Below are 25,016 nucleotides of genomic sequence, written 5' to 3' on the forward strand. Positions count from 1 at the left end.
ATTTGAAATAAAAATAAAGAAGCCCTCCGTAAGCTACGGAGGGCTTCTTTATGTAGATTAAAATGAGCGTTCTTCTTCAACTTCATGCTGTTCATTTAAAATCAATAGGCGACTTGGAGAATCTCCTTTAGCCATTTCCTCTGCTTTTTCAATAGCTGTTGAGCGCATATCGTAGAGGTCTGTTGGAGCGACGTCCTCAATTTTAACATACCAACCTGTTACATCTTTATTTGGTGCTACTGTAAATTCCTTCATGAATAAATCCTCCTTTAAGCTGTGTATAAGGAACAATTCCCATCATATGTAGTGATGAAACCTGCTTTTAAGAGAATTAAAAAAACCAGCGCATTGACGCTGGTTTTACTGTGGACGTGAAATTATGTAGAAACCAATAACAAAAGCAATAGGAACGATCCAAACCATAAAGGCAAGTGCCCATACAGTAAAACGGTTCCATTCTTTTTCCTTAACAGCCAAGAGCAGACCCTCCACATCATAAGTTTAGTTTCATTATAACATGGACATACCTAAATTATGTGTAAACGCTTGAAATTCTTGAAAATTCAAGATACAAATCGAATGGTTAAGGGGTAGCGATATAAAGTGCCCTGATTCGACTTGACCGATGCAATCACAATAAAGATAAGGTGCATGACAAGTAGAATAGGGAGAAGGATAAGCCCTATAAGGACTAGACTTAAGATCCCAGCAATGACTAGATAGAGTGTCATGCTTATTTGGAAGTTAATGGATTCTTTTCCTTGCTCATCGATAAACGGTTCATCTTCTCTTTTAATTGACCAGAGGATGATTGGACCAATAATATGTCCCAGAGGAATTAAATAACCACTCAATGCAGAGAGATGAACATACATAGCCCATTGTCTTATTGTTTGATCAGGAACCGTTGTTACGTCTTTATTATCCATCTCAATACCTCCCTATATAGCTCATCTATGATCAGCATATTACTCATTATTTTAAGATATGCCTTTAATAAAGTAGGCAATAAAAAAAGGAACCACCTTTGGTTCCTTTAATTGGAATTGTAGTTGATGTGATAAGACGCGCGTTCTGTAAGTACGATCAGCTCGTCTGAATGCTTTTTAACATTGTTTATATCTTCTAAAGGAATTTCAAAAGTGGAGTGTGGAAGAGGGGCTGTAGCTTCGTCTGAAATGACTTTGCCCTCGCCTTTAAGTTGAAGGAGTGTCGAAGCCGTGTAATCATCGACGGTCTCCCCTCTGTGTTGAAATACAAAATCTTCGAGTTTCATGATGGTTTTATCGAGATCGTCTTGTTCTTTTTTCTCAATGATAAGATGTCCGCCTACCCATTCAGTAAGCGTGTTACGAACTTCTGTTAGCATAGTTGACGCATTCATTTTATCACCTCACTATCAAATTTCCCCATTTATACATTGGATAAACAGTACAAATGAACTTGGCAAAGAGATGATGATATACTTGTGCTATGTAAATATATAAAGGATGAATGTCATGAAAACAATAACAATCGATGAAGTTTTGGAAAGCAAGATGCTCTTATTGGATGTTCGTACACCGGCAGAATATGAAAAGTTTCATATCCCAGGTGCTGTGAACCTACCTATTTTCTCTAATGAAGAAAGAGAAATTGTCGGAACAACATATAAGAAAAAAGGAACTGAAGCAGCGAAGGAATTAGGGATTTCTCTTGTTTCGCCCTTACTTCCTGAGTTTTATAAACGAGCGAAGGAAATAACAAAAGGTAAAGAATTTGCTATTTACTGCTGGCGAGGCGGAATGAGAAGTAAAAGTTTGACAGTTATTTTTGACATGATGGGACTGCCATGCCGACAGCTAGAAGGAGGTATTCGTTCCTACAGACAAAAAGTGACGGCTGGTTTAGAATACTTAGCGAATCAGACGACACCCTATCTTGTTTTGGAAGGACTAACCGGTACATCTAAAACTGAAATACTGAATGATTTAGAAGAGAAGGGCTATCCTGTTCTTGATCTTGAGGGACTTGCAGCTCATCGAGGTTCTGTATTTGGAAGAGTTGATTTGCCTGAAAGAAGTCAAAAAGAATTTGAAGCCATGCTATACCATAGATTAGGAGAAATTGGAGAAACGTCTTATTACATCATTGAATCTGAAAGTAAGCGACTTGGAAATATTATCATTCCAGAGTTTATTTTAGAAGGCAAACAAAAAGGGACGCGTATACAAGTCCACGCCCCGCTTTCTTATCGAATTCGTACGATCTTAAATACGTATCATCCTGAACATCATCACGAAGAAATCACAGGAGCTATTAACAAAATTGAGAAGCGATTTTCGAGTGAAGATAAAGAAGTAATTGCCGATGCTCTTGCTGAGAATGACTATGCCTTGATTGTTGAACGGCTCCTGATTTATTATTATGATCCTCGTTATGAATACAAAGCATATGAGAACGAAGGTAACATTATTAACCTAACGTATGATTCACTTGAGGAAGGAACTAAACTTGTCCAGAATGAAGTAGATCGCTTCGAGATTAAGCTTCGATCAGAAGGCGAGAAAGTTTCGCTTTAATGGATTTTCTTTCTTCAGGAAGCTGTTCATTGTTATACCGTTCAATAAGGTCATCAATGCGTTTAAAATACAAGTGACTTACCCATGCGACATAGCTTCTGTAAACGGGCGACTTTAGAAAATGAATCAACATATTGTCGTCGGGGCCAAAGTAGTATGTTTTATCATCAAAGAAGGTAGAAAAGCGTCTGAAGGATAATTTGGTGAATGAGTTGTCCAATTCAAATCGAAATTTGTTGAGGGCATCCGGAATTAAACGAATTGTGAACACATCATCATTATCAAACATTTCCTTAGGCGTGGGTAAGATTAAATATGGATATTCCCGATCATCAAGGGCAATGAAGAAATCCTCAGGCGTCTCGTGACAGCTAGGCACTCGTTTGACGGTTGTTTCAACAATCAATTGATAGACTGAATCATTCATAAGATATCCTCCCTTTGTAATCTATCATCATTGTTACCGTACTAGTAAACTTGTATACCCCTTTGTCGAAAAGTAGTTATTACAATCTATTATCCAACCTCTGAAAAAATTCCTCTATTTCAAATATTACAAATATTTTTAAGAACCATATATGAATGATATTTTCCTGAGTCGTTAATCAGTTAGAAAAAAATAAAATTTGGATGAGCAAAAGACTTGAAAGTCAAAGATAGTCAAATTATAATTTGGTTACAAGGTCAAAGATAGTCAAAGTCAAAGCGAGTATCTTTCACCTTTTATCTTAATTTCATAAAATGTACGTTATATATATTATAAGGAGGCCATCATATGCTTTGTGATCATTGTCAACAAAATCAAGCATCGGTTCAACTTAATGTCCAGATGAATCAGAATAAGAAACAAGTACACCTTTGTAGTACGTGTTACGCAAAAGTGATGAATGGTCAAACTGCATCATCACCAAAAGGTCAAATGGATGAGTTCTTTCAATCCTTTATGAACCAATCAGGTCAACATGGATTTAACGCACAACAGGAGGGGCCGCAAACCGAGTTTGGAAATGGAAAAGGTGGCTTACTTGATGACTTGGGACGAAATCTTTCTGACGCCGCAAAAGCTGGATTAATTGATCCGGTTATCGGGAGAGAGAATGAAGTATCAAGAGTGATTGAGACGTTAAACCGCCGAAATAAAAACAACCCTGTCTTGATTGGGGAAGCTGGTGTCGGGAAGACAGCCATAGCGGAAGGCCTTGCTCTTCGGATAACAGAGGGCAATGTCCCTTCTAAGCTAAAAAACAAAGAAATTTATTTACTTGATGTAGCTTCACTCGTTTCAAACACAGGTGTTCGTGGTCAATTTGAAGAGCGGATGAAACAGTTAATTTCTGAGCTTCAAAGTAGAAAGAATGTTATTTTGTTCGTGGATGAATTACATCAAATCGTTGGAGCTGGATCTGCTGAAGGCTCAATGGATGCAGGTAACATTTTGAAACCAGCGTTAGCTAGAGGTGAACTTCAGTTAATTGGGGCAACCACTCTCAAAGAGTATCGCCAGATTGAGAAAGACGCAGCGCTTGAGCGTCGCTTCCAACCAGTTATGGTTAATGAGCCAACGGTAGATGAAGCCATTGAAATATTGAAAGGTTTGCAGTCTAAGTATGAAGACTATCATGAAGTCAAGTACACAGATGAAGCCATTAAAGCATGTGTAACATTGTCTAATCGTTTCATTCAAGACCGCTTCTTGCCAGATAAAGCGATCGATTTAATGGATGAAGCAGGGGCGAAATTGAACTTAACGTTTGCAGAGTCTAGCCACGATGAAATTCAGCAACGTCTAACAGAAATAGCTGCTGAAAAAAATAAAGCAGCCGAAGCAGAAGATTATGAGCGTGCTGCCAAGTTAAGAACTGAAGAATTACAGCTTGAGGAGCAGCTTGAGCAATCGCTGAAAAATAAATCAAGTGTGAATCATTTAGTGTCTCTTGAAGAGATTCAACACATTATAGAAGGAAAAACAGGTATTCCAGTACGTAAACTTCGCGAAGATGAACAAACGAAAATGAAAAATCTTGCGGATCGACTTAATGCGAAAGTAATTGGTCAGGAAGATGCCGTAAATAGAGTCGCTAAAGCGATTCGCAGAAGTCGTGCCGGATTGAAACGTCAAAATCGTCCAATAGGTTCCTTCCTATTCGTTGGACCAACAGGAGTCGGTAAAACAGAGCTATCCCGATCACTTGCAGAAGAAATGTTTGGTGATCGTGAAGCCATGATCCGTCTTGATATGAGTGAGTATATGGAGAAACACTCTGTATCTAAGTTAATCGGCTCGCCTCCTGGTTATGTTGGTCATGAAGAAGCTGGGCAATTAACCGAGCGAGTAAGACGTAAGCCATATAGCATCATATTAATTGATGAAGTTGAAAAAGCTCATCCTGATGTTCAAAATATGTTCTTACAAATTCTTGATGATGGACGATTAACTGATAGTCAAGGTAGAACTGTTAGCTTTAAAGATACGGTTATTATTATGACAAGTAATGCTGGAACGTCAGAGCGCAGAATTACAGTTGGTTTTGAATCAGCTGAAAGCTACACGGATGTGATGGAGAGTCTTGGTGGTTACTTTAGACCTGAGTTCTTGAATCGCTTTGATGGAATTATTCCATTTAAATCACTCGAACAATCCAGTCTCGTTACAATCGTTGATTTAATGATTGAAGATTTGGATGAGAGTCTCGAGGAACAGAATATTTCTCTTACAATTAGCGATGAAGCGAAAGAGAAGTTAGCTTCACTTGGCTATAATCCGCAGTTTGGTGCGCGACCACTTCGCAGAGTGATCGAAGAACATGTTGAAGATGGTATTGCCGATATACTAGTGGATGAAGGAGACCTTCAGTCAGTTACAGTTGAAGTTGTAGAAGATAAACTCGTCGTATCAAAAGAAAAATAAGTCACATTCTTGAAAGTCGTTCCAATGGAGCGGCTTTCTTTTTTATTAGCTATAGTAGCTTATATTATTGATATCTCGTTTTTTGGCTCATTCGCGAGTGAATTCAAAAAAAGAAAAGAAAAAACTTTGTTTCCATGGTTTTTTTGTTACTTTTTTACAAAAAGAGGGAAGGTATAATTATGGTATCCTGACTGTACTTTTTCTATAGCGTTGTCGAATGGTAAAGTATTGTGACTTGTTTTGTATTTATAGGTCGAAAAGTCAGAATATTAGTTAAAATTAGTCTTCAAATCTGCTACGTTAGATAAGGAAGGTCAGGAAAGACTTCTCTACTATTTCATAAAGGAGCGAGAACAAAATGGAACTGGATCAACTAGAAATGAACCAGACGTTACAAGAAAGTCAGCCAGAAGGAAAGACAATTCCATATTTAACAGCATTGATTGGATGGAGTCTTCCCGCAATTGAGGCCTGTGACAAGTTGAATCGGCCTTTTGTAGTGGTTGGTCCTCCTGATTTTAAGGATTATGCCGAGAAGCATGACATCACTTTCGTAGGTTGGGAGTTTGATAGATTGAATGAAGGATCAGACAAACTCTATAAGCAACTTAAAGCTTTAGGCGCAGAGGTTGCTGTCCCCCTTTATGAAGAGTGTGTGGAATGGGCAGGAGCTCTGAATTCTCGCTTTAGAGAAGAGCCTAGATTATTTAACCGTTCTCTATTGTTAAGAGATAAAGGAATGATGAAACGAAAGGCACAGATGGCTGGTATTAAAGTAGGTGTTTTCGAAGAAGCAAGAGACAAGGAAGATGTAAAGCGCTTTCTTAAAAGGGTCAACGATGCTCTTTTGAAAGTGGATGGAGATAAATACGAGCCGATTCATTGTAAGCCTTTAGATAAGGCTGGTTCAGTAGGACATCGAGCCATCGATGATCCTGCAGATATTGATGCATTAACAGATACTGATTTTCCTTTATTAATGGAAAGTCATTTGGATGGGCAGGAATTCTCATGTGAGGTTTTTGTACATGATGGGAAAATTCAATTTCTTAATATAACAGAATACGTAAAACTTGGGTACTCAAACTTTGTTCCACCTTCTCCTTCTCTTGAAGAGAAGCGTCCCGTTATCCGGAAAGCGATTGAACAATTAATCGAAGCGTTCGAAGTGGAGAACGGCGTGATTCATCCTGAGTATTTCATTATGCCTGATGGCACACTTCACTTCGGAGAAGTAGCTGCTAGAGTACCAGGTGGCCATATTTTTGATCTAATTGAACGCGCTTACGGTTTTAGTGCTTATGAAGCTCAAATTCTATGTAGTGATCCAAATACGACTGAAGAAGAGTTAAGAAAATTCTTTCCTGGCGAAGATGAAGCTATGGGATATGCGGGTTGTTTAATGGTACATCCACATGTGAATTACATTGAGGAATTAAATATTCCTGAAGAGCTTGAGGAACATCAATTCTTTGAGAAGCATGATATGTTTACCCCTCCGCAGGGGAAAGTAGCTGAGCGGGTCGGTTTCGGTAATCATTATGGGACCATTTTCTTCTTCGGAGATGACAGTGCGGAGATGACGCGGTTACTTGTAGACTACGAAAAATATGATTTCTATCTGTAGATAATTATTTTTACCATAAAGGAGAATTTAGCATGCCATCTGAAGTAACAGAAGGAAAGATTGCAAGGTTTTCCAGATCACTCACTCGTCTTGAAGAAGCACCATCCTATGCGAAATCTCGCTATCAGACAGACGTTTTCCAGGAAGCGAATCGGCTTTTGGAAACCGATGAAGGTCTTGAGTTTCTATATCAATACGCTCAACGTTTTGATGAAGCGGGAGTATTCCAGGATGGTCCATGGGAAGATCCCTCAAAGCTCCAGCCGCCTCTTGTTGCAGGATCGCTTCAAGCAAAGGGTCTTCCTTACGTGATCGAAATGCTTAGCGATCTGCGTATGCTTGCGATTGCGGAAGGAAAGGGAAGTCATCCAAAGGTCTCACAAGAAATGGCGATGGACTTTTTAAACGAAGTTATGGCGTTAAATCTAGATATCCTTTTCCCAAATGCTTCAGAAGCTTCCCGAATCGAGGAGAAGGAGAATACGATTGAAACACAGAGGCTGTTTCAATTTATATCACAGTATCTCTCTTCAAGTGCTTTATCAGAAACACTGATCTATGAGATTGAACGTTTAACCGCTCAACGACCAATTACGGTTAAAAGAACAGTGTCCATGATTAAAATGGCTAAGGAAATGTTGAGGTCAGAAACCAGTGAAGAGCAGCGGTCTACTCTTGAAGGATACGTGGCTTCGATTGAAGGCCCTTCTGAATTAAGTCACACTTATCAGTTGCCGAATGAATACCGTAAACAACTGATGGGACTATCAACAGAAGAGCTTCGAAGAGAAAGTGAGTTACTCGGTCTTTCTATGAGAAAAACCGGTCTTTGTTCTCCACACCATAGTGTGCTTGCTCGCTTCTTAAGTCGAAAATCACCTCACCTTCTACCTGTATTACTTCAATTAACTGGGAAGGGGAAGGCGAATCTTGAAGAACATGGGGAGCTTATTTATCAGCTCATTAAAGTTGCGCTTTTTCCGTCTACTTGCCAATCCGTCTATGGATTAGCATTGTTATTAGAGAGAGGGGTGCTTTCGGCTTCTCCAGTTATGCCTGGATTAAGACGTATGATTGAGCTAGATATACGTCCAGAAGTTCGAAGCGCATTATTCAATACAGTTGGAGAAGGTGAAGGGTTAACGGCTAATAGCATTTTGCTTGCAGGTGTCATTAGCGTCCTTGGACAGCCGCTCGGTGTTGGTCAAGGACTTAATCCAACATGTCAAGCGGCAAGAGGAATAAGCCTATGGGCTCAGCATGCTCCTGGCTATCTACTTGAGATCATTCCAAGAGCTGCAAGAGATGGTGACATTGATATGGTGTTTGAAGGTGTTCAAATTCATTCGAAAGATCTTCAAGGTGGTCTCGCTCCTGATCTTCACCCAGAGCTTGACCCGGTGTCGCTTGTACTCGTTCCACATCTCGATCGAATATACAGTGAGATGATGAGCAGAGTAGCGCTAAGAGGAGAAGATGGACATCGCTGGGTCAACCCTGCTTTTTATGGAAATTGGGTTCAAAAAGGCTTTAGTACCGTTATCGAGCCGATTACTGGCAGCGTAACAGACTATCCTGGTTTCGTCAGATTGTTTTATGCGACGCATCATCCTGAATACAACGATGAATACGAATTAATTTATCCGAATCCAGTTGGGATCTTCATTACGAATGTTCATGGAAAAATGCTTGGGTTCCATGCTGTTTCCATCCAAAGAATCGCAAAGAGTCCTGATGGAGAGTATCGCGTTTATTTTTATAATCCTAATAATGATGGTTCCCAGAATTGGGGTCAGGGAATTGAATCCACTGTTATGGGAAAAGGGGAGCTTTCAGGAGAAAGCTCGCTACCATTTGAAGAATTTACATCGCGTTTATATGCGTTTCATTATAATCCTTATGAACAAGGAGATGCGTATGCGGTTGAAGCCGAGCACATCTCAATTGTGAAATCACTCGCAATAGATAGCTGGGGACACGAGTATACCTGGCTAAGTAAATAAGAGGTTATAAATCACGGTTTTTGGGGAAATATATAAGCAGAGGTGCCAGGGATATCATTTGTTTCCTGGCGCTTTTTTTGATTAACTTAACTTGTCATATTGAATTGACAGGCTTGATATAAGAAGGAGGAAATAGAGTGATTGAACACGTTGTTTTATTTAAATTCAGTGAAGAAACGACCATGGATCAGAAAGAAGAGGGCATGAGAAGATTAATTCAAGTTAAGGAGAAAATTCCTGGAATTATTGATATTCAAGCAGGAAATAACTTCACTGATCGTAGTCAGGGCTTCGAAAGTGCTCTAACGGTTCGGTTTGAATCAAAAGAAGCGCTAGAAGCATATGGTCCACACCCGGCGCACCAAGAAGTAGTCGCATACTTGAAAGAGGTTGGAATGAGAGATGTCCTTGCACTAGATTTCGAATGTCTATAAATATGGAAAGGAGCTTTTACATATGAAAGGATTTGTTCATGGCAATGAAGCAGGTCATAAAGGGCTATCGCTTAAAGATCATATTGTTGAGTCGGAGCCTCGCAAAGGTGAAGTGAAGATTAAACTAAAGGCAGTGGGGTTAAATCACAGAGATCTATTTATACCAGATCGTCACGATCCGAAAGATCCAGACGTTATTCTTGGTTCAGACGGTGCTGGTGTTGTCGTTGCAGTTGGTGAAGGCGTTGATGAGATTCATGAAGGTGATGAAGTGATCATTAACCCCGGTCTTGGTTGGGAAAAGAATTCTCCTGTTCCTCCAGCTGGATTTCAAATTGTAGGCTTTCCAGGTGATGGTACATTTGCTGAAACGATCGTTGTTCCAGCTGAAAATGCTGTGAAAAAGCCAGAAAACCTTACCTTTGAAGAAGCATCTGTCATAGGTTTGGCCGGATTAACGGCGTATCGTTCATTATTTACAAGAGGGCAACTTCGAAGAGGACAAACTGTTTTTATTCCTGGAATTGGTGGAGGCGTAGCAACGTTCTTGCTTAAGTTTGCGAAAGCGGCTGGTGCGAGAGTGATTGTTAGTTCCAGAAGTGAATCTAAGCGAAAGGCCGCTCTTCGACTTGGTGCAGATCGAGCTCTTGCCGATGAAGAGGATTGGACTGAAGCAGCTGAGGGTGAAAACGTTGATTTGGTTATTGAAAGTGTCGGTGCAGCTACGTTCAATCGATCTCTCGGAGTACTGAAAAAGGGTGGAACCATTGTTATTTTCGGCTCTTCAACAGGGGATGCAATTGAATTTGACTTGCGCTCATTTTTTTACGGCCAATATAACTTGCTTGGCTCAACGATGGGAAGCGCTGAGGAATTTCTAGAGATGGTATCTTTCGTAAATGAACATTCTATCAGGCCAATTATGGATGAAGTCTATTCTTTTGACGATATTCAAAAGGCTTTTGCTCATTTGAGTGATAGTTCCCAATTTGGGAAAATTTCATTAAGTATGAGGTAGTGTTTTTTGAAATATTCATAGAAAAAAGGAAGCCGTTTGGCTTCCTTTTTTCTTAATAGTAATATGGCGGATAGCCGTAGGGATAATAGGGGCGATAGTAAGGAATGAGACTAAGAGCTGCAATTCCAGCTAAAGGAAAGAAAAAGCGCCCGAATCTGCGATAGCGATAGCGGCCATATTGTCTATCCGTATCTTGACCTTCGCTTTCTTCTACTTCTTGAGGGATCATCATACCCATGTGCTCATCATCTGAGTCCATAATAATTCCTTCATACTCCATCCCATCCTGCATTCTTACTTTAGCATGATAGGTGTTATACCTTTTGCATAACTGTTTCATATCACCCATAAGCTGTTTTTCTTCTCCAAACATTGCCCCTTGAACGGCGTTGTTTTGCATATTCGGCCCCTGCATGGCCCCTTGCACTGCCTGGTGAGGCATTTGATTACCCTGCATGGCTCCTTGAACTGCCTGATTCGGAGAATGTCCCTGCATCGCACCTAGAACGTTCTGATTCATTTGGTTCCCGTACATGTTCATAAGCGATTCCTCCTTTACACAACACAGGATATTCACCTAGATATGAATCAGTTACTAACACAAGTGCAATTTTGAGCCCAAATATCTCATTTATGTGTGCCCTTCTTGAAATTTCCATAAAGAAACTATACGATAAGTTCAAATGACCTTAAATGTAGAGGTGGAAGATGAGAGACTTTTATTTAACTAGAACTGAAATGGGAAATTTTCTTCAGACGATTCGCGCAGAGGAAAAGCCAGATGAAATTTTATTGAGAGCGATGAAAAGGTCCGGAAAAGGAAGAACAGAAATACCAGCTATTTTTGATAAGTTATTGAAAGTGACTGAAGGTGCTTTCGGCTTATCTATTAATGAAATTGTAACGCTTGGTAATCAGCTAGAGTATGCAAGTTTCCGATCCACTGCTGTTCAAAATTGGGTGAAAAGAGATATTAAAGAGTGGATTGGTCCACCACAATTAGGTAAGAAATACGCAATAGAACAAGCGGCAATTTTATTTATTGTAGAAGACTTGAAGAATACGCACGATTTCGAAAGCATCCGCCTTCTATTGAAATTTGCTTTTAATAACCCGGCGGATCGAAATGATGACTTAATCGATCCATTAACCTTTTATACTGCGTACTCGCAGCTTTTTGAAGTGATTCATACGAAAATAAAACCTTCAAAGGAAGAGTTTAAAAAGAAGTCAATTGAGTTGTCTAATGTTTTCCATGAAGTAACGGAAAATCAAAAAAAAGATATTGAGAAACTACTTATTTCTGCCGCACTCTCTGTTCAAGCTGCTTACTATCAAACGTTATCGAAGCAATACCTTGATGATGTTTGGAAATAAGAACTGATGAATGAGGAAGAAAGAACGAGCTGGAACCTCATAAAAGGCGCCAGCTCGTTTTGTTTTAATCGATTGTAAAATCAATGGATTGTTTGAACTGGCCTTCTCCATCTGTTGCTAGCCAAACTTCTAGTGTATAGGATCCTGGTGTAAGTTCATCTACAATAATGGAGTACTCGAGTGATTCAGCTTGTTTTAATGTAACGTTCTCTTCTTCTTTCAAAAAGCTTTTGGTAGCGGAATAGGTTTTAATTACTTCTCCTTGCTCATTCGAAAGTGTATAGTCATACTTTTGACTACTTGGAAAGTGGATAGATTGGACTCTCTCTGTTTGGTTTTGAATACGATATAAGAAAGTTGCCGCTCCGCTTTCCGTTGTTTCAAGCTGCAGGGTAGGTTCAAGAGATCCAGCTACTATGCCAGAAGAACCAGATACTTGCTCACTTGTATTGTTGTTTGTATTCATAGTTGCGTTCTCCTCTCCACATCCGGTCAAAGTAAGGAGTACCATTGTTCCTATCATCACATATTTAAGCATCCCATCACTCCTTTGTTTATTAGACGAGGTGACATCCTAGAAAGTTACAATTCAAAGGAATGAACTTAAAACCTTATTTCAATCTTCAAAGACAAAGTGGAGGATATACCGTTATAAATGCCATATAATAGAGTGAGATAAGTTCTACAGAAGGAGTTCGATAGAATGAAGCCATCGTTAGTAGATATTCAAGCTAGGATAAATGGCAGAAGTGCAGAAGTCCTTGGAAATGAGCGCTTTTATAAATTTGCCGTTCTCTTGCCTTTAATAGAACGGAATGGAGAGCTACATGTATTATTTGAAGTTCGAGCACGGTCGTTAAGAAGACAGCCGGGAGAGGTTTGTTTTCCGGGTGGTAAAGTAGATCAGCACGACAAAAACCCGAAAAATGCAGCAGTAAGAGAAACTTGTGAAGAGCTCGGTGTTTTAGAAAGAGAAGTTACTGTAATGGGGGAACTTGATTTCCTAGTTACATCATTCCAATCTATCGTATACCCGTTTGCGGGGATGATCCAATCAGACTCTGAATTATCACCTAATCCAGATGAAGTAGAGGAAGTGTTTACAGTTCCTTTATCTCATTTTAAGAATCACCCACCAGAGCGACATGATATACGTGTACATGTACAGCCAGATGAAGGATTCCCGTTTCATCTTATTCCGAATGGTGAAGAATATAATTGGTCATCCTCAAGTATGCCGGAGTTCTTTTACTATTATCGTGACTATGTCATCTGGGGGATGACGGCAAGAATACTGTATCATTTCATTCAATTGGTGAATGAAGAATAAGAGAAGAAGCGTTTTTCCATTAAAGGACTATTGTCAATTGAAGCAAATATAGGTAAACTAGAAAAGGTCGATTTATGTCGGTTTTTTCTAGTTTTTTTGTGATTTCCTTTTTCGGAATGTTGAAACTTTGATGAGTTTACTAGGTTATATATTTATTAGGTAACTTAACTTATTTACTATAGGTGATAAGTTTAAATTAAAAACGACAAAAACCTACAGATCGACGCGAAAGAATTTAGTTGGATTATAATAAGTGCAATACATAGAGAGAATGCCAAACATTTAATAGGGGGAAAAGCAATGTTAACGATTATTTTTGTTTTACTTGCCGCTTCACTTGGTTTCTTTATTTACTCGTATTTTGTTAAGGACTACGCTAAAGAAGTGAAAGGTCAGGTTGATGACGTTTATATCAACTTAATGAAAGAGTTGAAAACGGTTAAGAAACGTACTGAAATGCTAGAAAGCAAAACAAAATCTGTAAGTGGTGGTCCTAATGAGTAAGCAAGAAGCAAAAGGAATTGGGGCTGGTCTTTTATTCGCTGCGCTTTTGTTAACGGCCTATTACTTTTTGTTTTCTCCAGCAAAAGCAGAGGATGGCAATAAGTTAACAGAAGCTGCCGTTGAACAGCATTTAGAAGAAAAAGGCATGGTTATGGTTAAAAAGGAAGAGTATGATTCTTTGAAAGAAAAAGAAGTGACTCAGAATCAACAAGTGAGCGAAAATCAGGCTCCAAAAGAAAAGGCAGAGAAAGAAAAAGTCTCTGATCAACCTGAGAAAATCACCTTTACTATTAAGGAAGGAATGACTAGTCAGGAAGTTGCTCAAAGTCTAGAAGACAAGAAGCTAGTAAAGAAATCGGATGATTTTATTAAATCGCTTCGAGACATGGACAAAGAAATGGCAGTTCAGCCAGGTGAATATGAACTTCAAACGGATATGTCTTCTGCAGATATAGTGGAAGAGATTACTAGATAAACGAAACACCCGGCATAAATTGCCGGGTGTTTTGTTTATTTTCATCTCGAAATAGCGTTGGGAGAAGAAGGAATGGTTAGGGATTGATCGAGTGAATATCCACCGATTTGATCAAAGCCAGTGTTCTCAAAACGAATCGTCTGATAGTTATATTGAGAAGCAGTAAGCATTATGGCTTCGATTGTTTGCATCGCTTCCTCTTCTGATTGAAATTCACTTTCTTCCGTAAAGGTAATTGTTGCTTCAGCACCGTCTCCGTCGAATGAATAGATGTCTACGTTAGGAGGGATCGCTGGCATATAATAGGGCACGTTAGGATCGCCTTCTTTCATAAGCGAGAGAGCGACATCGAGTTCAGCACCTTCTTCACCTGAAAGGGATGGTCCTTTTACGAGAAAACGTAATTCAGAACTTGATTCATATAGGTAATATGGAGAAGGTTTTTGATTCACTGTCGTGTCAGCTGAACCGAAATTTCCGAGAGTGTAGCCTTCCTCTCCATTCGTTTGCCAATTGATTTGATCGGCACCGAGACTTTTCGCTAACTGTTGAACACTATCGTTTATCATAATTGATTCCGTCGATGAAAGGCTATCACCAGACTCTTTGAAGCTAACTATGAGTGTTTTAATTCCATCAGTATCAATCAAATCTAGAGTTGTATCAACTAGTGGTGAGCGTTCAAGACCAAATTCCGAAACATCAAAAGTAGATAAAATTTCTTCTAAGTTTTCTTGTATGCTTTTGTTTTCATCTAAAGTAAATGAAAGCGGAATGAGAAGTAAGCTTTCAGGATCTGGGAAAGAAACGACAACGTTTGCTCCTTCAGACTGCTGAAATGCTGGAATGTAGCTGTCAAAAGTAGTCGGTTCTCTTGTGAGTGTTGGCGGCTCTTCCTTAACAGTATCACTCGTTTGATCTGATTTCTCATCTGTAGGTGCTAATGTTGTGCTTTCAGATTTTGAATCATCTCCTGAGGCTGAAGAGTTTGCTGTATCTGAATTGTTTGAGTCTGATTGTGTAATGGCCATATTAGAAGAGTTATCATTTTGATTGAAGAGACCAGGCGTAATTAGAACGGCCAGGAATAGGACCACAATAGCGGCAATACTAGGAATAATCCATGGCGTTTTCTTCTTTGTTCGATGTCTTTGTGATTGTTCATTCTTTTTTTTCTCGATGTTGTGATAGATCGATTCTTTGCTTCTATGATCTTTGACTTCAGGTAGTTGAGAAAGAAGGGATTTTGTTCGATCACTCATCATAAGACCCCCTTTAGTTGGTTTTTGGATGGATCATCTACTAGCTCGCGGAGCGCTTTAATAGCCCGATGCTGAGTTGTTTTCACTTTACTAACACTCCAATTTAATATTTCGGCTGTTTCGTTTATCGACAGCTCTTGAATGTAGCGAAGAATTAGCACCTGTTGCTGATCAAGTGTGCATTCTCTTAAACATTTATAAATGGCTTGGACTTCTTCTTTTTGAAGTAGGATTTCTTCCGGAAGTGGAGATTCATCAGTTGGCTGCTGCTTGTTAAAATCGAACTTACTAAGCCACCTTGAGGTTCTTCGATTGTGTGTACGTAAATAATCAATGGCTATATTTCTCGCAATGGCAAACAACCATGTCTTCTCATTGCTGCGTTCTTCATACTTGTCATAAGAACGTAGCACGTTAATATAAACCTCTTGCACTAACTCTTCCGCAATTGCTCTATTTTTTACCATATAGAATAAAAATTGAAATAAGTTCGTGTGGTAGCGATCATATAAACGTTCAAATGTCTTATCCATTCTTCAGCCCTCCTTCTTCTATTTATTAAAACGATATATCTACTTAAAAGGTTACAGCAAGATTACAAAAAGAAATAGAACAATCTATTTTGAGGTTGTAGGAATGAATGAAAATAACGATATATGGATGACAAAGCAAAGTGTTTTAGTATTTAGCTTTTCTTCGATAGAATGTTATTTAATGACAGCTTGAGAGGAGTTATTGGATGCAGTTATTTTCGAAGCAGCAAAACTCATCCTTTTTTTATGGATGGTATATTGTGATGGCAGCAGCCATTGGCGTCTTTTTTTCAGGACCAGGTCAAACTTACGCCGTATCTGTGTTCATTGACTATTACATTCAAGATTTTGGCTGGGGACGATCGCTTGTATCAGGCATTTATTCTTCTGCTACGCTGGCGGCTGGACTATTGTTATTTGTTGTAGGGAGATTAGTAGATAAACATGGACAGCGGCGAATGATGCTCATAATGGGGGCTTTGCTAGCAGTCGCATGTTTTTGGAATAGCTTTGTTATTGGACCTGTCATGCTATTTATTGGTTTTTTTATGCTTCGTTTATTCGGACAAGGTTCAATGACGTTAATTCCGAATACACTTGTGCCTCAGTGGTTTGTAGTAAAGCGTGGGCGAGCACTTAGCTTTATGGCTATTGGTGGTTTTTTAAGCTCAGCTTCTTTTCCTCCACTTAATACATGGCTAATTACAACGTTTGGATGGGAAAGTGCCTGGAGAATACTTGGACTCGCACTCATTGTTATTTTTCTACCTGTTGTGTTTTTTATTGTTAAAAATAAACCTGAAGACATCGGACTTCTTCCTGATAATGCTATTTCGAAGAAAAGACTTGCACAACGTCGAGAAGAGAAAATGGAAGAAGAGGAGCAAGAAGAGGGCTTCGAAACGAATTGGACTGTGAAAGAAGCGATGAGAACGAGAGCATTTTGGTTTATTCTTTTTTGCGTTAGTATTCCTGCACTTGTCAATACCGGTTTAACTTTTCACTTATTTTCTATTCTAGGTGAGCAAGGTGTACCAGGAAGTACAGCTGCCATCATATTGAGTATCATGGCGATTGTTGGCTTCCCTGTCACAATGGCTTCTGGATTTATTCTCGAGCGCGTGAACGTTCATATTGTTCTTGGTTTATCGTTTATTGGCCAAATGGTATTTATCTTATTGTTAACTCAGGTGCATACTTATTTACTTGCTATTGTGTTTGCCGTTCTTTGGGGAATGATTGGAGGTATTGAACGGATTACATTAAACATTATATGGCCGAATTATTTTGGTAGGGAACATCTAGGGAGTATTAAAGGAATTGCGACAACGACGATGGTCATAGGCTCTGCTTTTGGACCACTTCCATTTGGTATTGCTTTTGACGTTTTTGGAGGGTATACAGAAATATTATTGATTATACTTATCTTTCCAATTCTCGGTACAATTGCTGCATTTATGTCTCCACCGCCTAGTAAACAAGTATAAAGAAACGCTTCTTCAGGTATTATCTGAAGAAGCGTTTTTTTTTGCACATTTAAGGAGTGTGAGCGGAAGTAAGGAAATTACCTATTAGATTTTATTGGAATAGAGAATAAACGAGCACATGATAATACTGATTTCTTAAATAGACGTGATCTATAAAGCGTCCTTCTTCATGAAAGCCAAGCTCATCTAAACGCTTAACAGCGGCACGGTTGTCTTCTATTGTTTGCGCATAAATTTTGTGAAGTTTCATTTGTTCAAAACCGTATTCTATAACGGCTTTTGCTGCTTCGGCTCCATAACCACCGCTCCAGTAATTTCGAGACAGAATGGCACCAATTTCTGCTTTAGAAGAGGTGCGATCCCAGTTTTGGAAACCTGCCGTACCAATTAATTTGTTTGAGGTCTTCAATCGGACACCCCAACGTATTGTATTGGTCAAAGATATCGATGTGGTATCTTTGAAAGCACGTATATAGTGAAGGGCCTGTGTAGAGGTTTTCATAACTTTTCCACCATCATAATAGGTGACAAGTGGATCTGCGAATATGGAAAAAAGTGAACTACGATCTTCTTCTTTAAGTGCTGTTAAAACAAGGCGTTCAGTTTGAATTTCAGGGAATTCTTTCAATGCGTTCACCACCCGTTACTTTACCATATGCATATGTGAAAACGGGGTGGAGGGCTTATGACCCGGGAGTTAGCCTGATTTTATTCAAGAGCTATTTCCAATTCGTATCGTTATGAAGTTTTTTAGAAGGTCTTCATGCTTTTCTTCATATTCATCAATTGACATTGTTGATCGCTGTAAGGTGTCATCGAACAACATAATAGGCGTTGTTCCTTCTTTTCTATTGGATGAGAATTGATACAAGTAGGAAAACCCAGGTCTAGTAGCAGGAAGCATTAAATAAGGCATCCGCGTCGCACCCGGCCGTCTTCTTAATGCAAGGGCTTCAATCATACCTTCAACGGTTCGAAAGCCTAAACCGTGTCCAAAAAAAGTACCGTCCCCTAAATCTACAACATTCTCACCTTGCCATTCTGGCGTAAGAGGATTCACGTCAGGATTTTTTACATATCGAATATCCCCAGGAAGGTAGTCAGGAGGAATGTTATGAACGATTTGCAAATCTTGATCGTATTTCCATCCCCAAAGCCGTATGTTTGAAAAAAGTCGATTAAACTGTGCGGGAGGGAGCATTTTGACTGCTGCGTGATAGAGAATAATAATCATAGCGGTGGCGCATTCAAACGCATATAGTCTCCCATTTCGGTAAATATCGAGTATTGCTTCAGATGCCGGAACGCCCATTTTTAATTGAAAGGCGCCATCTGGGAGGAGGTTCCAGAACATAGGGTTACATCGCGATCGATAAAAGTCTGCAAATTGAACACCGCTATAGTAAAGTTCACGTGAACTGTCTGTGATGGCTACTCTAAATCGAATTTCAAATAATAAGGCATCCATCGAGCGATAGGAATACGTATAGGGACTTGCATACATGACATGAAGTATCGTTTGTTCAAGAGGTCGTACGATACCAGCGTTTATCGCATCGTCTTTATTTAAACTATTACCTCCTATAGTAATCATGATGAACCTCCTCAATGAGCGTCAATTGGGCATCGAGAGGTCGATTGATCCACTCCTTCCATTTGTTTCGAGATCTTTTTCTCATTTGATAGGAGAAGTTGGCAAGATCTTCTTTTTCATCTTCGGTTAACGTATGAAATCCTTTATCTCGATGGTATTCCGATGAAGTGTTTGAATGATGTTCACGGTATTTTGTGTAGTGATCGATAATATAAGGTGAAAGTTCAGCTGTTAATTCATAGCTATTTTCATTATGAAGAAGGTATGGGAGGTTCTCTTCATACCAACCCCTAAAATAGGCATACTGATCAGAGCTTTCTTCTAAACCGGAAATGAAATGAAGCAGTTCTCTTGCAAACTCAACTTCTTCTTCATGAGAAGATAATAGTTTTTCACCAATAGGGAGGAGACTAGACATGTTTCGTGAAGAAAAATAAGACCATGTTAAGTAATGTGTAGAGTGGCCCTCGCTGTTTCTCTTGAATAATAGTTCTGAAACAAGGGAGAGGTCTTCCGGGTTTTGATAGATGGTTGTCAATAGCCCAGCAGCGCGGTCAATAACAAGTCGATAACGAGCATTCAGTTTATCCTCTTTCCCAGTTTCGACCATCCATCTGAGTACAGAGTGAATGAACTGTGGAAGATCGCAGACTGAATATGGAAAAGGAGTTGCTGGTGTACGTTCTGTAGCAAGGATATCTCTTTGGATGGACAAAGCTACTTTATTCCGATCTGATAAGTTCTTTGTGAGACTGTGTTCGCGAATAACCTTTGATAAGACATAGAGAGTGGGATAAGTGAGGTCCTCGTCATTGATGCGTGAAATGGCTAATTTTGCATCATGCTGAATCAACTCTCTTATATACAGATCAAGACGTTTAATGCCTTCTGTTTTCCGGATTATCTCAAGTGAGGTAGACATGTTTAAGGGAGGCCTCCTTTCGAAAGTGCGCTGTTAACAGCGTATTCGGCAGGGGGGAGTTTCATCACATGTAATAAAAAATGATTCTTTATGCTCTATCTGAAACTTTTACTTATTTGCTCCGTCTTTAAGATAGACTAAGTTAAATCAAGAAACCTACACGATCAGCTATGAAGGAAAATTGAATTCATTAGGGGGATACCGTATGGAGAATAAGGCTGTTCGAACTAGTCTTAAGTTTATTACTGCATTTATTGGTGTGCTGTTACTAGGGGCGTTACCGGGGTTATTCAATGGCATGAAGCTTGATTTTTCTGGATATTTGAAGAGATTAGTTAAGACATTAGAGGAGTTGATCCACTATCAAGATATAACGTTTCGCTCTGGGAATGCGAATTATCAATTGTTCCCAGAGGTCTTTGATTATGCGACATATTCCATAGTCATTTTATTCAGTGCCTTATTTCTTTCGTTTGTTGTAGGATTTGTTTTTACATACGTTACCTACAGATTTACGCCTCCTATGCGAAAATGGTTTAAACGATTTGCGTTTCTAACTGAATCTTTTCCAGATGTATTTATTCTCGTAATTGTTCAAATTGGAATCATCTGGTTTTATAAAAAAACCGATATTTTGTTAATGGATATTGCAGTATATGAACGAATTTATACGATGCCTATATTAGTGCTATCTATATTACCAGCTTTCCTATTCTACCGAATTATGATGCAAGTTTTCGAAGAGGAATTTGAAAAGCCTTATGTTGAGCTTGCGCGAACGAAAGGCGTGCAATCAACAGTCATTTTCCTTGTCCATGTTTTTCGGAATGCGATTTTATCGATTTACTTCCATTCGCGCTCCATTGTCTGGTTTACGTTATCTAATTTATTTATTATGGAATTCGTCTTCAATTTGAACGGATTAATCCGCTTTATGTATGAACATCCTACGCCAGAAATTTTCACGGTAGGCGCTTTATGTCTTTTTATCCCTATCTTCTTGGCGTTGACACTTTACCAGTTTGTAGCGGAGCAAGTTTCAAAAGAAGAAGCGTTACTATAGTTCGGAAGTGAGGGAAGAAGGATGTTGAAAAGTGCGTTGCGAAATCCAATGTTTATGTTCGGAATGATCATTATCGTTCTCTTACTAGGTAGCAGTATTTTTTATTCGCTCGTTTACCATGATGACATTCCTCAAACGTTTATGCTTTATGACGACGATGGAAATTTAATTGACCGATCGCCTCTTTCACCTGTACAAGTTCTTCCATTTGGTACAGATAAGTTCGGCTACCATTTGTTTGAGCAAATTATCATTGGTGCGAAATATACAATTGGAATTGCCTTTCTTGTTGCTTCAATGAGAATGGCGTTATCGTTTGTTGCAGGTGTAATTGGAGGGACTTATTTTCGCCGAACGCTTAGAAGCACAGCTGGAGTGGTGGATGCGATGCAGTATATCCCTATTTCGTTATTATGTTACTTTATTCTCCATGGAGTATTAATGGAAAACGGGATGGAAGGAACGTTTTCATACTCTTTCACTGAACGCATGGTTTTTGAAGTGATTATCTTGACAGCGGTCGCTATTCCTACAACGACGATTCTTATTTCAAATGAAACGAACGCCATTTGGGGTAGAGAATTTATTGAAGGAGCACGAACGTTAGGAGGCTCTAGAAGACATATTCTTTCAAAGCATGTACTACCACACTTAGGACCACGAATGATGATTATTTTTCTTCAGCAAATTGTTAACGTTCTGATTCTTTTGCTACATCTTGGATTGTTGAAGTTGTTTTTTGGTGGAACGTTCTTTAATCCAGACCCTATGTTAGGTGATGAATATCGCTCGGTTTCTGGAGAATGGTCAGGGTTAATTGGATCCACCTTTAGATTCCTTTCATATGAAACATGGATTCCGTTGATTCCCATCCTATGTTTTGTTCTTGTCATACTGGCACTGAATTTTGTTTTAGAAGGCTTCAAGCAAGTGTTAGATAAGCAGTCGTATAGTAGAAGGATGAAGAATGTTGAACTTCCTGAAACAAAGACAGAGATCGATTCAAGTTCCTTTTCTTTTGTTCATAATCATGGCGAAATGATGGAGAGGAAAACGGCAAGTAGATAAGAAAAAGCACAATTCAAGATTGTGCTTTTTCTTTTATGATTGTTTACAACGTTACTATGATCTACGAGTAGCGGATAAAAATTCATACAGGTTAGTTAATTAGATGGAGAGGACCAACTCATACTTGCTTCCTTTATCCTCTTAGAACCTTTAAGAAAAAAGGTACTATCTTCTTCATCCATAAAGGCTAAAGAAGGGTAATCGCTGTTTGGTTTAATCGTAATTTCTAAATGATAATAATCCCATATTTCCCCCAGTTGATCATTTTTCAATTGATATAAATGAGATAACACCTCCAAATATTGTATTGTTAGTTCCTTCATTTTTTTATTTGAAAAACTGTCTGACACCATGATATCCAGATAGATCGTTTTATCCATTGAGAAATAGGTTACATCGAGAATATCTAGGTCACGTTGAGCAATTTCTGATGCCCGCTTCATATAAGCTGCACTTACGTATGGGGCCTCTTGTAGTTTGTTAGAAGCTTCATGTTTTATAGGAGGATCCAAATCAATATCAATGACTGTGAGAGTGACTGTCATAAGTAGTGCCAAACAGACCGCAAATCCAACCAATGCTAGAAAGGTGCTTCGTTTCTTCTTATGGTCAGCGTAATGAGCAATAAGGATATTTTCCATAATTCTTTCTTTTTTTCTTTCTGTTAAATGCTCTTTAATGAATAAAGATTCTTTCACTTTTTCTTTTAATCTATTTTGGTTCATTTTTCATTCACTCACTTTCATTATTCAGTCTTGATTCAAGAAGGCGACGAGCCCTGTGCAATCTGGATTTTATAGTTGCCTCTTTTGTGTCAAGGAGTGAACTAATGTCCCTAATGGATAAATCTTCATGATAGTAGAGAATAAATGCTTCACGATATTTTAATGGAAGTTGTAAAATCGTTTGGCGTAACATATAAGATTCTTCTTTTGTTATCGCAATAAGTTCTGGGGAAGGCTGATGATTCTTAGAGAAATTTAAGATCATGTTACTTGGAATGATGTTTTTAAAAGACCAGCTTCGTACATAGTCATGACAACGGTTAATCGCAATGCGATAAAGCCAGTTCTTTAGAGAAGCTTCTCCTCGAAAGGTATTTATCTTTAAAAAGCAAGTCAGAAAAACCTCCTGTATGATATCTTCTGCTTTACCCCAGTCCTTTACATAAGTATAAGCCAGTCTTAGCAGAGCTTCGCCGTATTGATCCATTAATTCTTCGACTAACTCTGTTTTTTGCAGTGTTGTATAGGTAGAGAAATCTGCATTAAGTTTAAGAGGGGAATTATCGTTCATATCATCATCCTTCGAAGGTCATTTAGGGTTGGCACTGAATAGCAATTGAAACTAAGACCTTTCCTATTAAGACGAAGGATCAAAAGAAAGGTTGCAGAATTTGTAAAAATTATCTGTTAATGCCCCTTTTATCTTTTTCAATTCGATATATAGCATAAGGAGGCAGCGATTGGTATCGAGAATAATCGATACGAAAAAGGAATAGAGGGGGAATGAAAAGTGATTATCATTGATGCAGGACATGGCGGGAATGATCCAGGAGCGGTGGCGAATGGCGTGAAAGAGAAGGATTGGACTATGGAAGTAGCGCTTCATCAATATGAGTTTTTGAAGAATCTTGGCATACCGTGTGCGATCACAAGAACGACAGATATTGATCTATCTTCTGAAAAGCGTTCTGCACTTGTGAAAGGGTCAGGTGCTTCGATTTGTTTGAGTAACCATTATAATGCGGGAGGAGGAAGTGGGGCTGAAGTTATTCATTCAATTTACGCAAAGAGTGATTTGGCAGGCAGTATAGCAGAAGGTTTGAAAAAAGCCGGGATGGGATTGCGAAGGGTATTCTCTAGAGAAGGAGCGGATAGAAAAGATTACTACTACATGCATCGATTGACTGGAGATGTAGAGACAGTAATAATTGAATACGGCTTTTTGGATTCTTCGTCGGATGTAAAAAAATTAAAGGCTCGTTCCTATCGCCTTCAGCTCGCTGAGGAAGCTGTACTTGCGGCCGTGCGGTATTTAAAAGGTGCGCTTCCACAGTCACTGTATTACGTCCAGGCCGGCGCTTATAAGGAGAAGGCTAGCGCTGATCAATTATGCCAGAAATTGAAAAAGAATGGGTACGACGCATTTGTGAAAAAGGTTTGATGAAGTCTAAGTACTGCATAAATAAGGAGCCATGCAATCAGCATGGCTCCTTAGAGTCATTATTTAAGTAGATCAGGATTTTCGCTCTTTGCCCTTTTCACTTTAGGCTTACGAATTCCGCCTGCAATATCTGCTTTCTTAAATTCTTTCGCATAAGCTACTTCTTGAGCATCACTTAGTGAGAAACCACTCTCATGAATTGGTTGGTATTGAGAATTCTTAGCCATTTGTAATTCCTCCTTGTATCGTCTCTTATAATAAATGGTACCCGTGTGAAAAAATCATTAAACATCCTAATCTAACTTTGTTAAAATACTAATGTTTGTGGTAACTTAATACTAAACATGTTCAATACGGAGGCACTATGAATAGAAAGAGAGCATTAAATATATCGATTGCAAGTATCGTCGTACTTGTCAGCCTTTTTTTAATTGGAAAGTATACCTATGTTCATGAAAAACATATTGAACATGGTGAAGTGATTAAGAAGGAAAGCACAGATCATCATTTCTATGTTTTTGTTCAGCCTGAAGGAGAAGGAGAGGCCATTGAACTTTTGGTTGAAGATGAAATGGCCTGGAACCTTGTGGATGAAGGGGAATATTATGAAGTCGCCTATTCTTGGTATGGTGCAAAAGAACCGGCGATTGAAGAGATGAAGCAAATAGAAAGAGAGTAAGCGTT

General features: G+C 39.0%; 29 protein-coding genes. 15 read left to right on the plus strand and 14 right to left on the minus strand.

The window, feature by feature from the left end; genetic code table 11:
* Window positions 1-57: 57 nt before the first annotated feature.
* The 3 genes from AC0VYJ_RS03720 to ymzB form a co-directional block, all read right to left on the minus strand.
* Window positions 58-255 carry a DUF2188 domain-containing protein gene (locus tag AC0VYJ_RS03720; RefSeq protein WP_194220213.1) on the minus strand — a complete coding sequence of 66 codons (198 nt, stop codon included), beginning with the start codon at window positions 253-255 and terminating at the stop codon, window positions 58-60.
* A gap of 308 nt (window positions 256-563) precedes the next feature.
* Entirely contained in the window at window positions 564-929 is a 366-nt protein-coding gene (locus tag AC0VYJ_RS03725) for a DUF4870 domain-containing protein (protein ID WP_430246812.1), read from the minus strand.
* Window positions 930-1,036: 107 nt separating this feature from the next.
* Window positions 1,037-1,384: a protein YmzB gene (gene ymzB, locus AC0VYJ_RS03730; RefSeq protein WP_430246810.1), complete on the minus strand. Its 348-nt coding sequence runs from the start codon at window positions 1,382-1,384 to the stop codon at window positions 1,037-1,039.
* A gap of 115 nt (window positions 1,385-1,499) precedes the next feature.
* On the opposite strand from ymzB, the gene mnmH reads away from it, so the two are divergent.
* Entirely contained in the window at window positions 1,500-2,561 is a 1,062-nt protein-coding gene (gene mnmH / locus AC0VYJ_RS03735) for a tRNA 2-selenouridine(34) synthase MnmH (protein ID WP_475366551.1), read from the plus strand.
* Here mnmH and AC0VYJ_RS03740 read toward each other — a convergent pair.
* Complete coding sequence (locus AC0VYJ_RS03740) at window positions 2,524-2,988, minus strand: hypothetical protein (RefSeq protein WP_194220209.1); 465 nt, start codon at window positions 2,986-2,988, stop codon at window positions 2,524-2,526. The genes mnmH and AC0VYJ_RS03740 overlap by 38 nt on opposite strands.
* A 348-nt stretch (window positions 2,989-3,336) precedes the next feature.
* Between AC0VYJ_RS03740 and AC0VYJ_RS03745 the strand changes: the two genes are divergently transcribed.
* From AC0VYJ_RS03745 to AC0VYJ_RS03765, 5 genes are all read left to right on the plus strand, one after another.
* The gene (locus AC0VYJ_RS03745) at window positions 3,337-5,469 is read left to right on the plus strand and encodes an ATP-dependent Clp protease ATP-binding subunit (protein ID WP_475366552.1); all 2,133 of its coding nucleotides are present in this window, start codon (window positions 3,337-3,339) and stop codon (window positions 5,467-5,469) included.
* Between the two features lie 358 nt (window positions 5,470-5,827).
* Window positions 5,828-7,096 (plus strand): ATP-grasp domain-containing protein, encoded by a 1,269-nt coding sequence (locus AC0VYJ_RS03750; RefSeq protein WP_475366553.1) that lies wholly within the window; start codon window positions 5,828-5,830, stop codon window positions 7,094-7,096.
* 32 nt (window positions 7,097-7,128) lie between these two features.
* Entirely contained in the window at window positions 7,129-9,099 is a 1,971-nt protein-coding gene (locus tag AC0VYJ_RS03755) for a hypothetical protein (protein ID WP_430246802.1), read from the plus strand.
* Window positions 9,100-9,236: 137 nt separating this feature from the next.
* On the plus strand, window positions 9,237-9,533 hold the full coding sequence (locus AC0VYJ_RS03760) for a Dabb family protein (protein WP_303533015.1): 297 nt from the start codon (window positions 9,237-9,239) through the stop codon (window positions 9,531-9,533).
* A gap of 22 nt (window positions 9,534-9,555) precedes the next feature.
* Window positions 9,556-10,551 carry a zinc-binding dehydrogenase gene (locus AC0VYJ_RS03765; protein ID WP_475366554.1) on the plus strand — a complete coding sequence of 332 codons (996 nt, stop codon included), beginning with the start codon at window positions 9,556-9,558 and terminating at the stop codon, window positions 10,549-10,551.
* Between the two features lie 52 nt (window positions 10,552-10,603).
* Here AC0VYJ_RS03765 and AC0VYJ_RS03770 read toward each other — a convergent pair whose 3' ends face one another.
* The gene (locus tag AC0VYJ_RS03770; protein WP_475366555.1) at window positions 10,604-11,092 is read right to left on the minus strand and encodes a hypothetical protein; all 489 of its coding nucleotides are present in this window, start codon (window positions 11,090-11,092) and stop codon (window positions 10,604-10,606) included.
* 167 nt (window positions 11,093-11,259) lie between these two features.
* Between AC0VYJ_RS03770 and AC0VYJ_RS03775 the strand changes: the two genes are divergently transcribed.
* The gene (locus AC0VYJ_RS03775; protein WP_430246798.1) at window positions 11,260-11,928 is read left to right on the plus strand and encodes a DUF1836 domain-containing protein; all 669 of its coding nucleotides are present in this window, start codon (window positions 11,260-11,262) and stop codon (window positions 11,926-11,928) included.
* Window positions 11,929-11,992: 64 nt separating this feature from the next.
* Here the strand turns inward: AC0VYJ_RS03775 and AC0VYJ_RS03780 are convergent, their stop codons facing one another.
* On the minus strand, window positions 11,993-12,394 hold the full coding sequence (locus tag AC0VYJ_RS03780) for a BsuPI-related putative proteinase inhibitor (RefSeq protein ID WP_430246796.1): 402 nt from the start codon (window positions 12,392-12,394) through the stop codon (window positions 11,993-11,995).
* A gap of 237 nt (window positions 12,395-12,631) precedes the next feature.
* Between AC0VYJ_RS03780 and AC0VYJ_RS03785 the strand changes: the two genes are divergently transcribed.
* The 3 genes from AC0VYJ_RS03785 to AC0VYJ_RS03795 all read left to right on the plus strand — a co-directional run bounded on the left by AC0VYJ_RS03785 (window position 12,632) and on the right by AC0VYJ_RS03795 (window position 14,237).
* On the plus strand, window positions 12,632-13,258 hold the full coding sequence (locus AC0VYJ_RS03785) for an NUDIX hydrolase (protein ID WP_430246794.1): 627 nt from the start codon (window positions 12,632-12,634) through the stop codon (window positions 13,256-13,258).
* Window positions 13,259-13,558: 300 nt separating this feature from the next.
* Window positions 13,559-13,762, plus strand: coding sequence for a hypothetical protein (locus AC0VYJ_RS03790; protein WP_194220200.1), 204 nt, complete (start codon window positions 13,559-13,561; stop codon window positions 13,760-13,762).
* Window positions 13,755-14,237 carry an endolytic transglycosylase MltG gene (locus AC0VYJ_RS03795; protein WP_430246792.1) on the plus strand — a complete coding sequence of 161 codons (483 nt, stop codon included), beginning with the start codon at window positions 13,755-13,757 and terminating at the stop codon, window positions 14,235-14,237. Before AC0VYJ_RS03790 ends, AC0VYJ_RS03795 begins: the two co-directional genes overlap by 8 nt.
* 41 nt (window positions 14,238-14,278) lie before the next feature.
* Here AC0VYJ_RS03795 and AC0VYJ_RS03800 read toward each other — a convergent pair whose 3' ends face one another.
* Window positions 14,279-15,499 (minus strand): hypothetical protein, encoded by a 1,221-nt coding sequence (locus AC0VYJ_RS03800; protein WP_475366556.1) that lies wholly within the window; start codon window positions 15,497-15,499, stop codon window positions 14,279-14,281.
* Window positions 15,499-16,032: an RNA polymerase sigma factor SigX gene (locus AC0VYJ_RS03805; protein ID WP_475366557.1), complete on the minus strand. Its 534-nt coding sequence runs from the start codon at window positions 16,030-16,032 to the stop codon at window positions 15,499-15,501. The genes AC0VYJ_RS03800 and AC0VYJ_RS03805 overlap by 1 nt, the downstream gene beginning before the upstream one ends.
* Before the next feature lie 206 nt (window positions 16,033-16,238).
* Here AC0VYJ_RS03805 and AC0VYJ_RS03810 point away from each other — a divergent pair, with 206 nt between their 5' ends.
* Window positions 16,239-17,519, plus strand: coding sequence for an MFS transporter (locus AC0VYJ_RS03810; RefSeq protein WP_430246786.1), 1,281 nt, complete (start codon window positions 16,239-16,241; stop codon window positions 17,517-17,519).
* Between the two features lie 91 nt (window positions 17,520-17,610).
* Here AC0VYJ_RS03810 and AC0VYJ_RS03815 read toward each other — a convergent pair whose 3' ends face one another.
* From AC0VYJ_RS03815 to AC0VYJ_RS03825, 3 genes are all read right to left on the minus strand, one after another.
* Window positions 17,611-18,147, minus strand: coding sequence for a GNAT family N-acetyltransferase (locus tag AC0VYJ_RS03815; RefSeq protein ID WP_430246784.1), 537 nt, complete (start codon window positions 18,145-18,147; stop codon window positions 17,611-17,613).
* An 84-nt stretch (window positions 18,148-18,231) separates the two neighbouring features.
* Entirely contained in the window at window positions 18,232-19,113 is an 882-nt protein-coding gene (locus AC0VYJ_RS03820) for a protein-glutamine gamma-glutamyltransferase (protein WP_475366558.1), read from the minus strand.
* Complete coding sequence (locus AC0VYJ_RS03825; RefSeq protein WP_430246780.1) at window positions 19,094-20,035, minus strand: hypothetical protein; 942 nt, start codon at window positions 20,033-20,035, stop codon at window positions 19,094-19,096. Before AC0VYJ_RS03825 ends, AC0VYJ_RS03820 begins: the two co-directional genes overlap by 20 nt.
* A 205-nt stretch (window positions 20,036-20,240) precedes the next feature.
* Here AC0VYJ_RS03825 and AC0VYJ_RS03830 point away from each other — a divergent pair, with 205 nt between their 5' ends.
* Together AC0VYJ_RS03830 and AC0VYJ_RS03835 are read left to right on the plus strand one after the other, a co-directional pair.
* Window positions 20,241-21,098 (plus strand): ABC transporter permease subunit, encoded by an 858-nt coding sequence (locus tag AC0VYJ_RS03830; protein ID WP_475366559.1) that lies wholly within the window; start codon window positions 20,241-20,243, stop codon window positions 21,096-21,098.
* A 21-nt stretch (window positions 21,099-21,119) separates the two neighbouring features.
* Window positions 21,120-22,166, plus strand: coding sequence for an ABC transporter permease (locus AC0VYJ_RS03835; protein WP_475366560.1), 1,047 nt, complete (start codon window positions 21,120-21,122; stop codon window positions 22,164-22,166).
* Window positions 22,167-22,261: 95 nt separating this feature from the next.
* Here the strand turns inward: AC0VYJ_RS03835 and AC0VYJ_RS03840 are convergent, their stop codons facing one another.
* Window positions 22,262-22,891 carry a hypothetical protein gene (locus AC0VYJ_RS03840; RefSeq protein WP_475366561.1) on the minus strand — a complete coding sequence of 210 codons (630 nt, stop codon included), beginning with the start codon at window positions 22,889-22,891 and terminating at the stop codon, window positions 22,262-22,264.
* Between the two features lie 7 nt (window positions 22,892-22,898).
* A complete protein-coding gene (locus AC0VYJ_RS03845) occupies window positions 22,899-23,462 on the minus strand; it encodes a sigma-70 family RNA polymerase sigma factor (RefSeq protein ID WP_430246772.1) in 564 nt (187 codons plus the stop codon).
* Between the two features lie 219 nt (window positions 23,463-23,681).
* Between AC0VYJ_RS03845 and AC0VYJ_RS03850 the strand changes: the two genes are divergently transcribed.
* Window positions 23,682-24,332, plus strand: a complete 651-nt coding sequence (locus AC0VYJ_RS03850; protein WP_430246770.1) for an N-acetylmuramoyl-L-alanine amidase — start codon at window positions 23,682-23,684, stop codon at window positions 24,330-24,332.
* Window positions 24,333-24,391: 59 nt separating this feature from the next.
* Here AC0VYJ_RS03850 and AC0VYJ_RS03855 read toward each other — a convergent pair whose 3' ends face one another.
* Window positions 24,392-24,559, minus strand: coding sequence for a YfhE family protein (locus AC0VYJ_RS03855; protein WP_084006653.1), 168 nt, complete (start codon window positions 24,557-24,559; stop codon window positions 24,392-24,394).
* 137 nt (window positions 24,560-24,696) lie between these two features.
* On the opposite strand from AC0VYJ_RS03855, the gene AC0VYJ_RS03860 reads away from it, so the two are divergent.
* Window positions 24,697-25,011 carry a hypothetical protein gene (locus AC0VYJ_RS03860; RefSeq protein ID WP_283152975.1) on the plus strand — a complete coding sequence of 105 codons (315 nt, stop codon included), beginning with the start codon at window positions 24,697-24,699 and terminating at the stop codon, window positions 25,009-25,011.
* The last annotated feature ends 5 nt before the right edge of the window (window positions 25,012-25,016 follow it).

The organism is Anaerobacillus sp. 63XJN7_5_ISO-PGPR-S23-430 (assembly GCF_056173695.1).

Excerpts from the sequence above, each read along its gene's own strand:
- AC0VYJ_RS03785 (WP_430246794.1), top strand. The coding sequence starts at position 12,632 with ATGAAGCCATCGTTAGTAGATATTCAAGCTAGGATAAATGGCAGAAGT.
- AC0VYJ_RS03720 (WP_194220213.1), bottom strand. The coding sequence starts at position 255 with ATGAAGGAATTTACAGTAGCACCAAATAAAGATGTAACAGGTTGGTAT.
- AC0VYJ_RS03780 (WP_430246796.1), bottom strand. The coding sequence starts at position 12,394 with ATGAATACAAACAACAATACAAGTGAGCAAGTATCTGGTTCTTCTGGC.
- AC0VYJ_RS03740 (WP_194220209.1), bottom strand. The coding sequence starts at position 2,988 with ATGAATGATTCAGTCTATCAATTGATTGTTGAAACAACCGTCAAACGA.
- AC0VYJ_RS03755 (WP_430246802.1), top strand. The coding sequence starts at position 7,129 with ATGCCATCTGAAGTAACAGAAGGAAAGATTGCAAGGTTTTCCAGATCA.
- AC0VYJ_RS03790 (WP_194220200.1), top strand. The coding sequence starts at position 13,559 with ATGTTAACGATTATTTTTGTTTTACTTGCCGCTTCACTTGGTTTCTTT.
- mnmH (WP_475366551.1), top strand. The coding sequence starts at position 1,500 with ATGAAAACAATAACAATCGATGAAGTTTTGGAAAGCAAGATGCTCTTA.
- AC0VYJ_RS03750 (WP_475366553.1), top strand. The coding sequence starts at position 5,828 with ATGGAACTGGATCAACTAGAAATGAACCAGACGTTACAAGAAAGTCAG.
- AC0VYJ_RS03860 (WP_283152975.1), top strand. The coding sequence starts at position 24,697 with ATGAATAGAAAGAGAGCATTAAATATATCGATTGCAAGTATCGTCGTA.
- AC0VYJ_RS03820 (WP_475366558.1), bottom strand. The coding sequence starts at position 19,113 with ATGATTACTATAGGAGGTAATAGTTTAAATAAAGACGATGCGATAAAC.
- AC0VYJ_RS03845 (WP_430246772.1), bottom strand. The coding sequence starts at position 23,462 with ATGAACGATAATTCCCCTCTTAAACTTAATGCAGATTTCTCTACCTAT.
- AC0VYJ_RS03840 (WP_475366561.1), bottom strand. The coding sequence starts at position 22,891 with ATGAACCAAAATAGATTAAAAGAAAAAGTGAAAGAATCTTTATTCATT.
- AC0VYJ_RS03835 (WP_475366560.1), top strand. The coding sequence starts at position 21,120 with ATGTTGAAAAGTGCGTTGCGAAATCCAATGTTTATGTTCGGAATGATC.
- AC0VYJ_RS03770 (WP_475366555.1), bottom strand. The coding sequence starts at position 11,092 with ATGAACATGTACGGGAACCAAATGAATCAGAACGTTCTAGGTGCGATG.
- ymzB (WP_430246810.1), bottom strand. The coding sequence starts at position 1,384 with ATGAATGCGTCAACTATGCTAACAGAAGTTCGTAACACGCTTACTGAA.
- AC0VYJ_RS03795 (WP_430246792.1), top strand. The coding sequence starts at position 13,755 with ATGAGTAAGCAAGAAGCAAAAGGAATTGGGGCTGGTCTTTTATTCGCT.
- AC0VYJ_RS03745 (WP_475366552.1), top strand. The coding sequence starts at position 3,337 with ATGCTTTGTGATCATTGTCAACAAAATCAAGCATCGGTTCAACTTAAT.
- AC0VYJ_RS03830 (WP_475366559.1), top strand. The coding sequence starts at position 20,241 with ATGGAGAATAAGGCTGTTCGAACTAGTCTTAAGTTTATTACTGCATTT.
- AC0VYJ_RS03855 (WP_084006653.1), bottom strand. The coding sequence starts at position 24,559 with ATGGCTAAGAATTCTCAATACCAACCAATTCATGAGAGTGGTTTCTCA.
- AC0VYJ_RS03775 (WP_430246798.1), top strand. The coding sequence starts at position 11,260 with ATGAGAGACTTTTATTTAACTAGAACTGAAATGGGAAATTTTCTTCAG.
- AC0VYJ_RS03765 (WP_475366554.1), top strand. The coding sequence starts at position 9,556 with ATGAAAGGATTTGTTCATGGCAATGAAGCAGGTCATAAAGGGCTATCG.
- AC0VYJ_RS03825 (WP_430246780.1), bottom strand. The coding sequence starts at position 20,035 with ATGTCTACCTCACTTGAGATAATCCGGAAAACAGAAGGCATTAAACGT.
- AC0VYJ_RS03810 (WP_430246786.1), top strand. The coding sequence starts at position 16,239 with ATGCAGTTATTTTCGAAGCAGCAAAACTCATCCTTTTTTTATGGATGG.
- AC0VYJ_RS03725 (WP_430246812.1), bottom strand. The coding sequence starts at position 929 with ATGGATAATAAAGACGTAACAACGGTTCCTGATCAAACAATAAGACAA.
- AC0VYJ_RS03800 (WP_475366556.1), bottom strand. The coding sequence starts at position 15,499 with ATGAGTGATCGAACAAAATCCCTTCTTTCTCAACTACCTGAAGTCAAA.
- AC0VYJ_RS03805 (WP_475366557.1), bottom strand. The coding sequence starts at position 16,032 with ATGGATAAGACATTTGAACGTTTATATGATCGCTACCACACGAACTTA.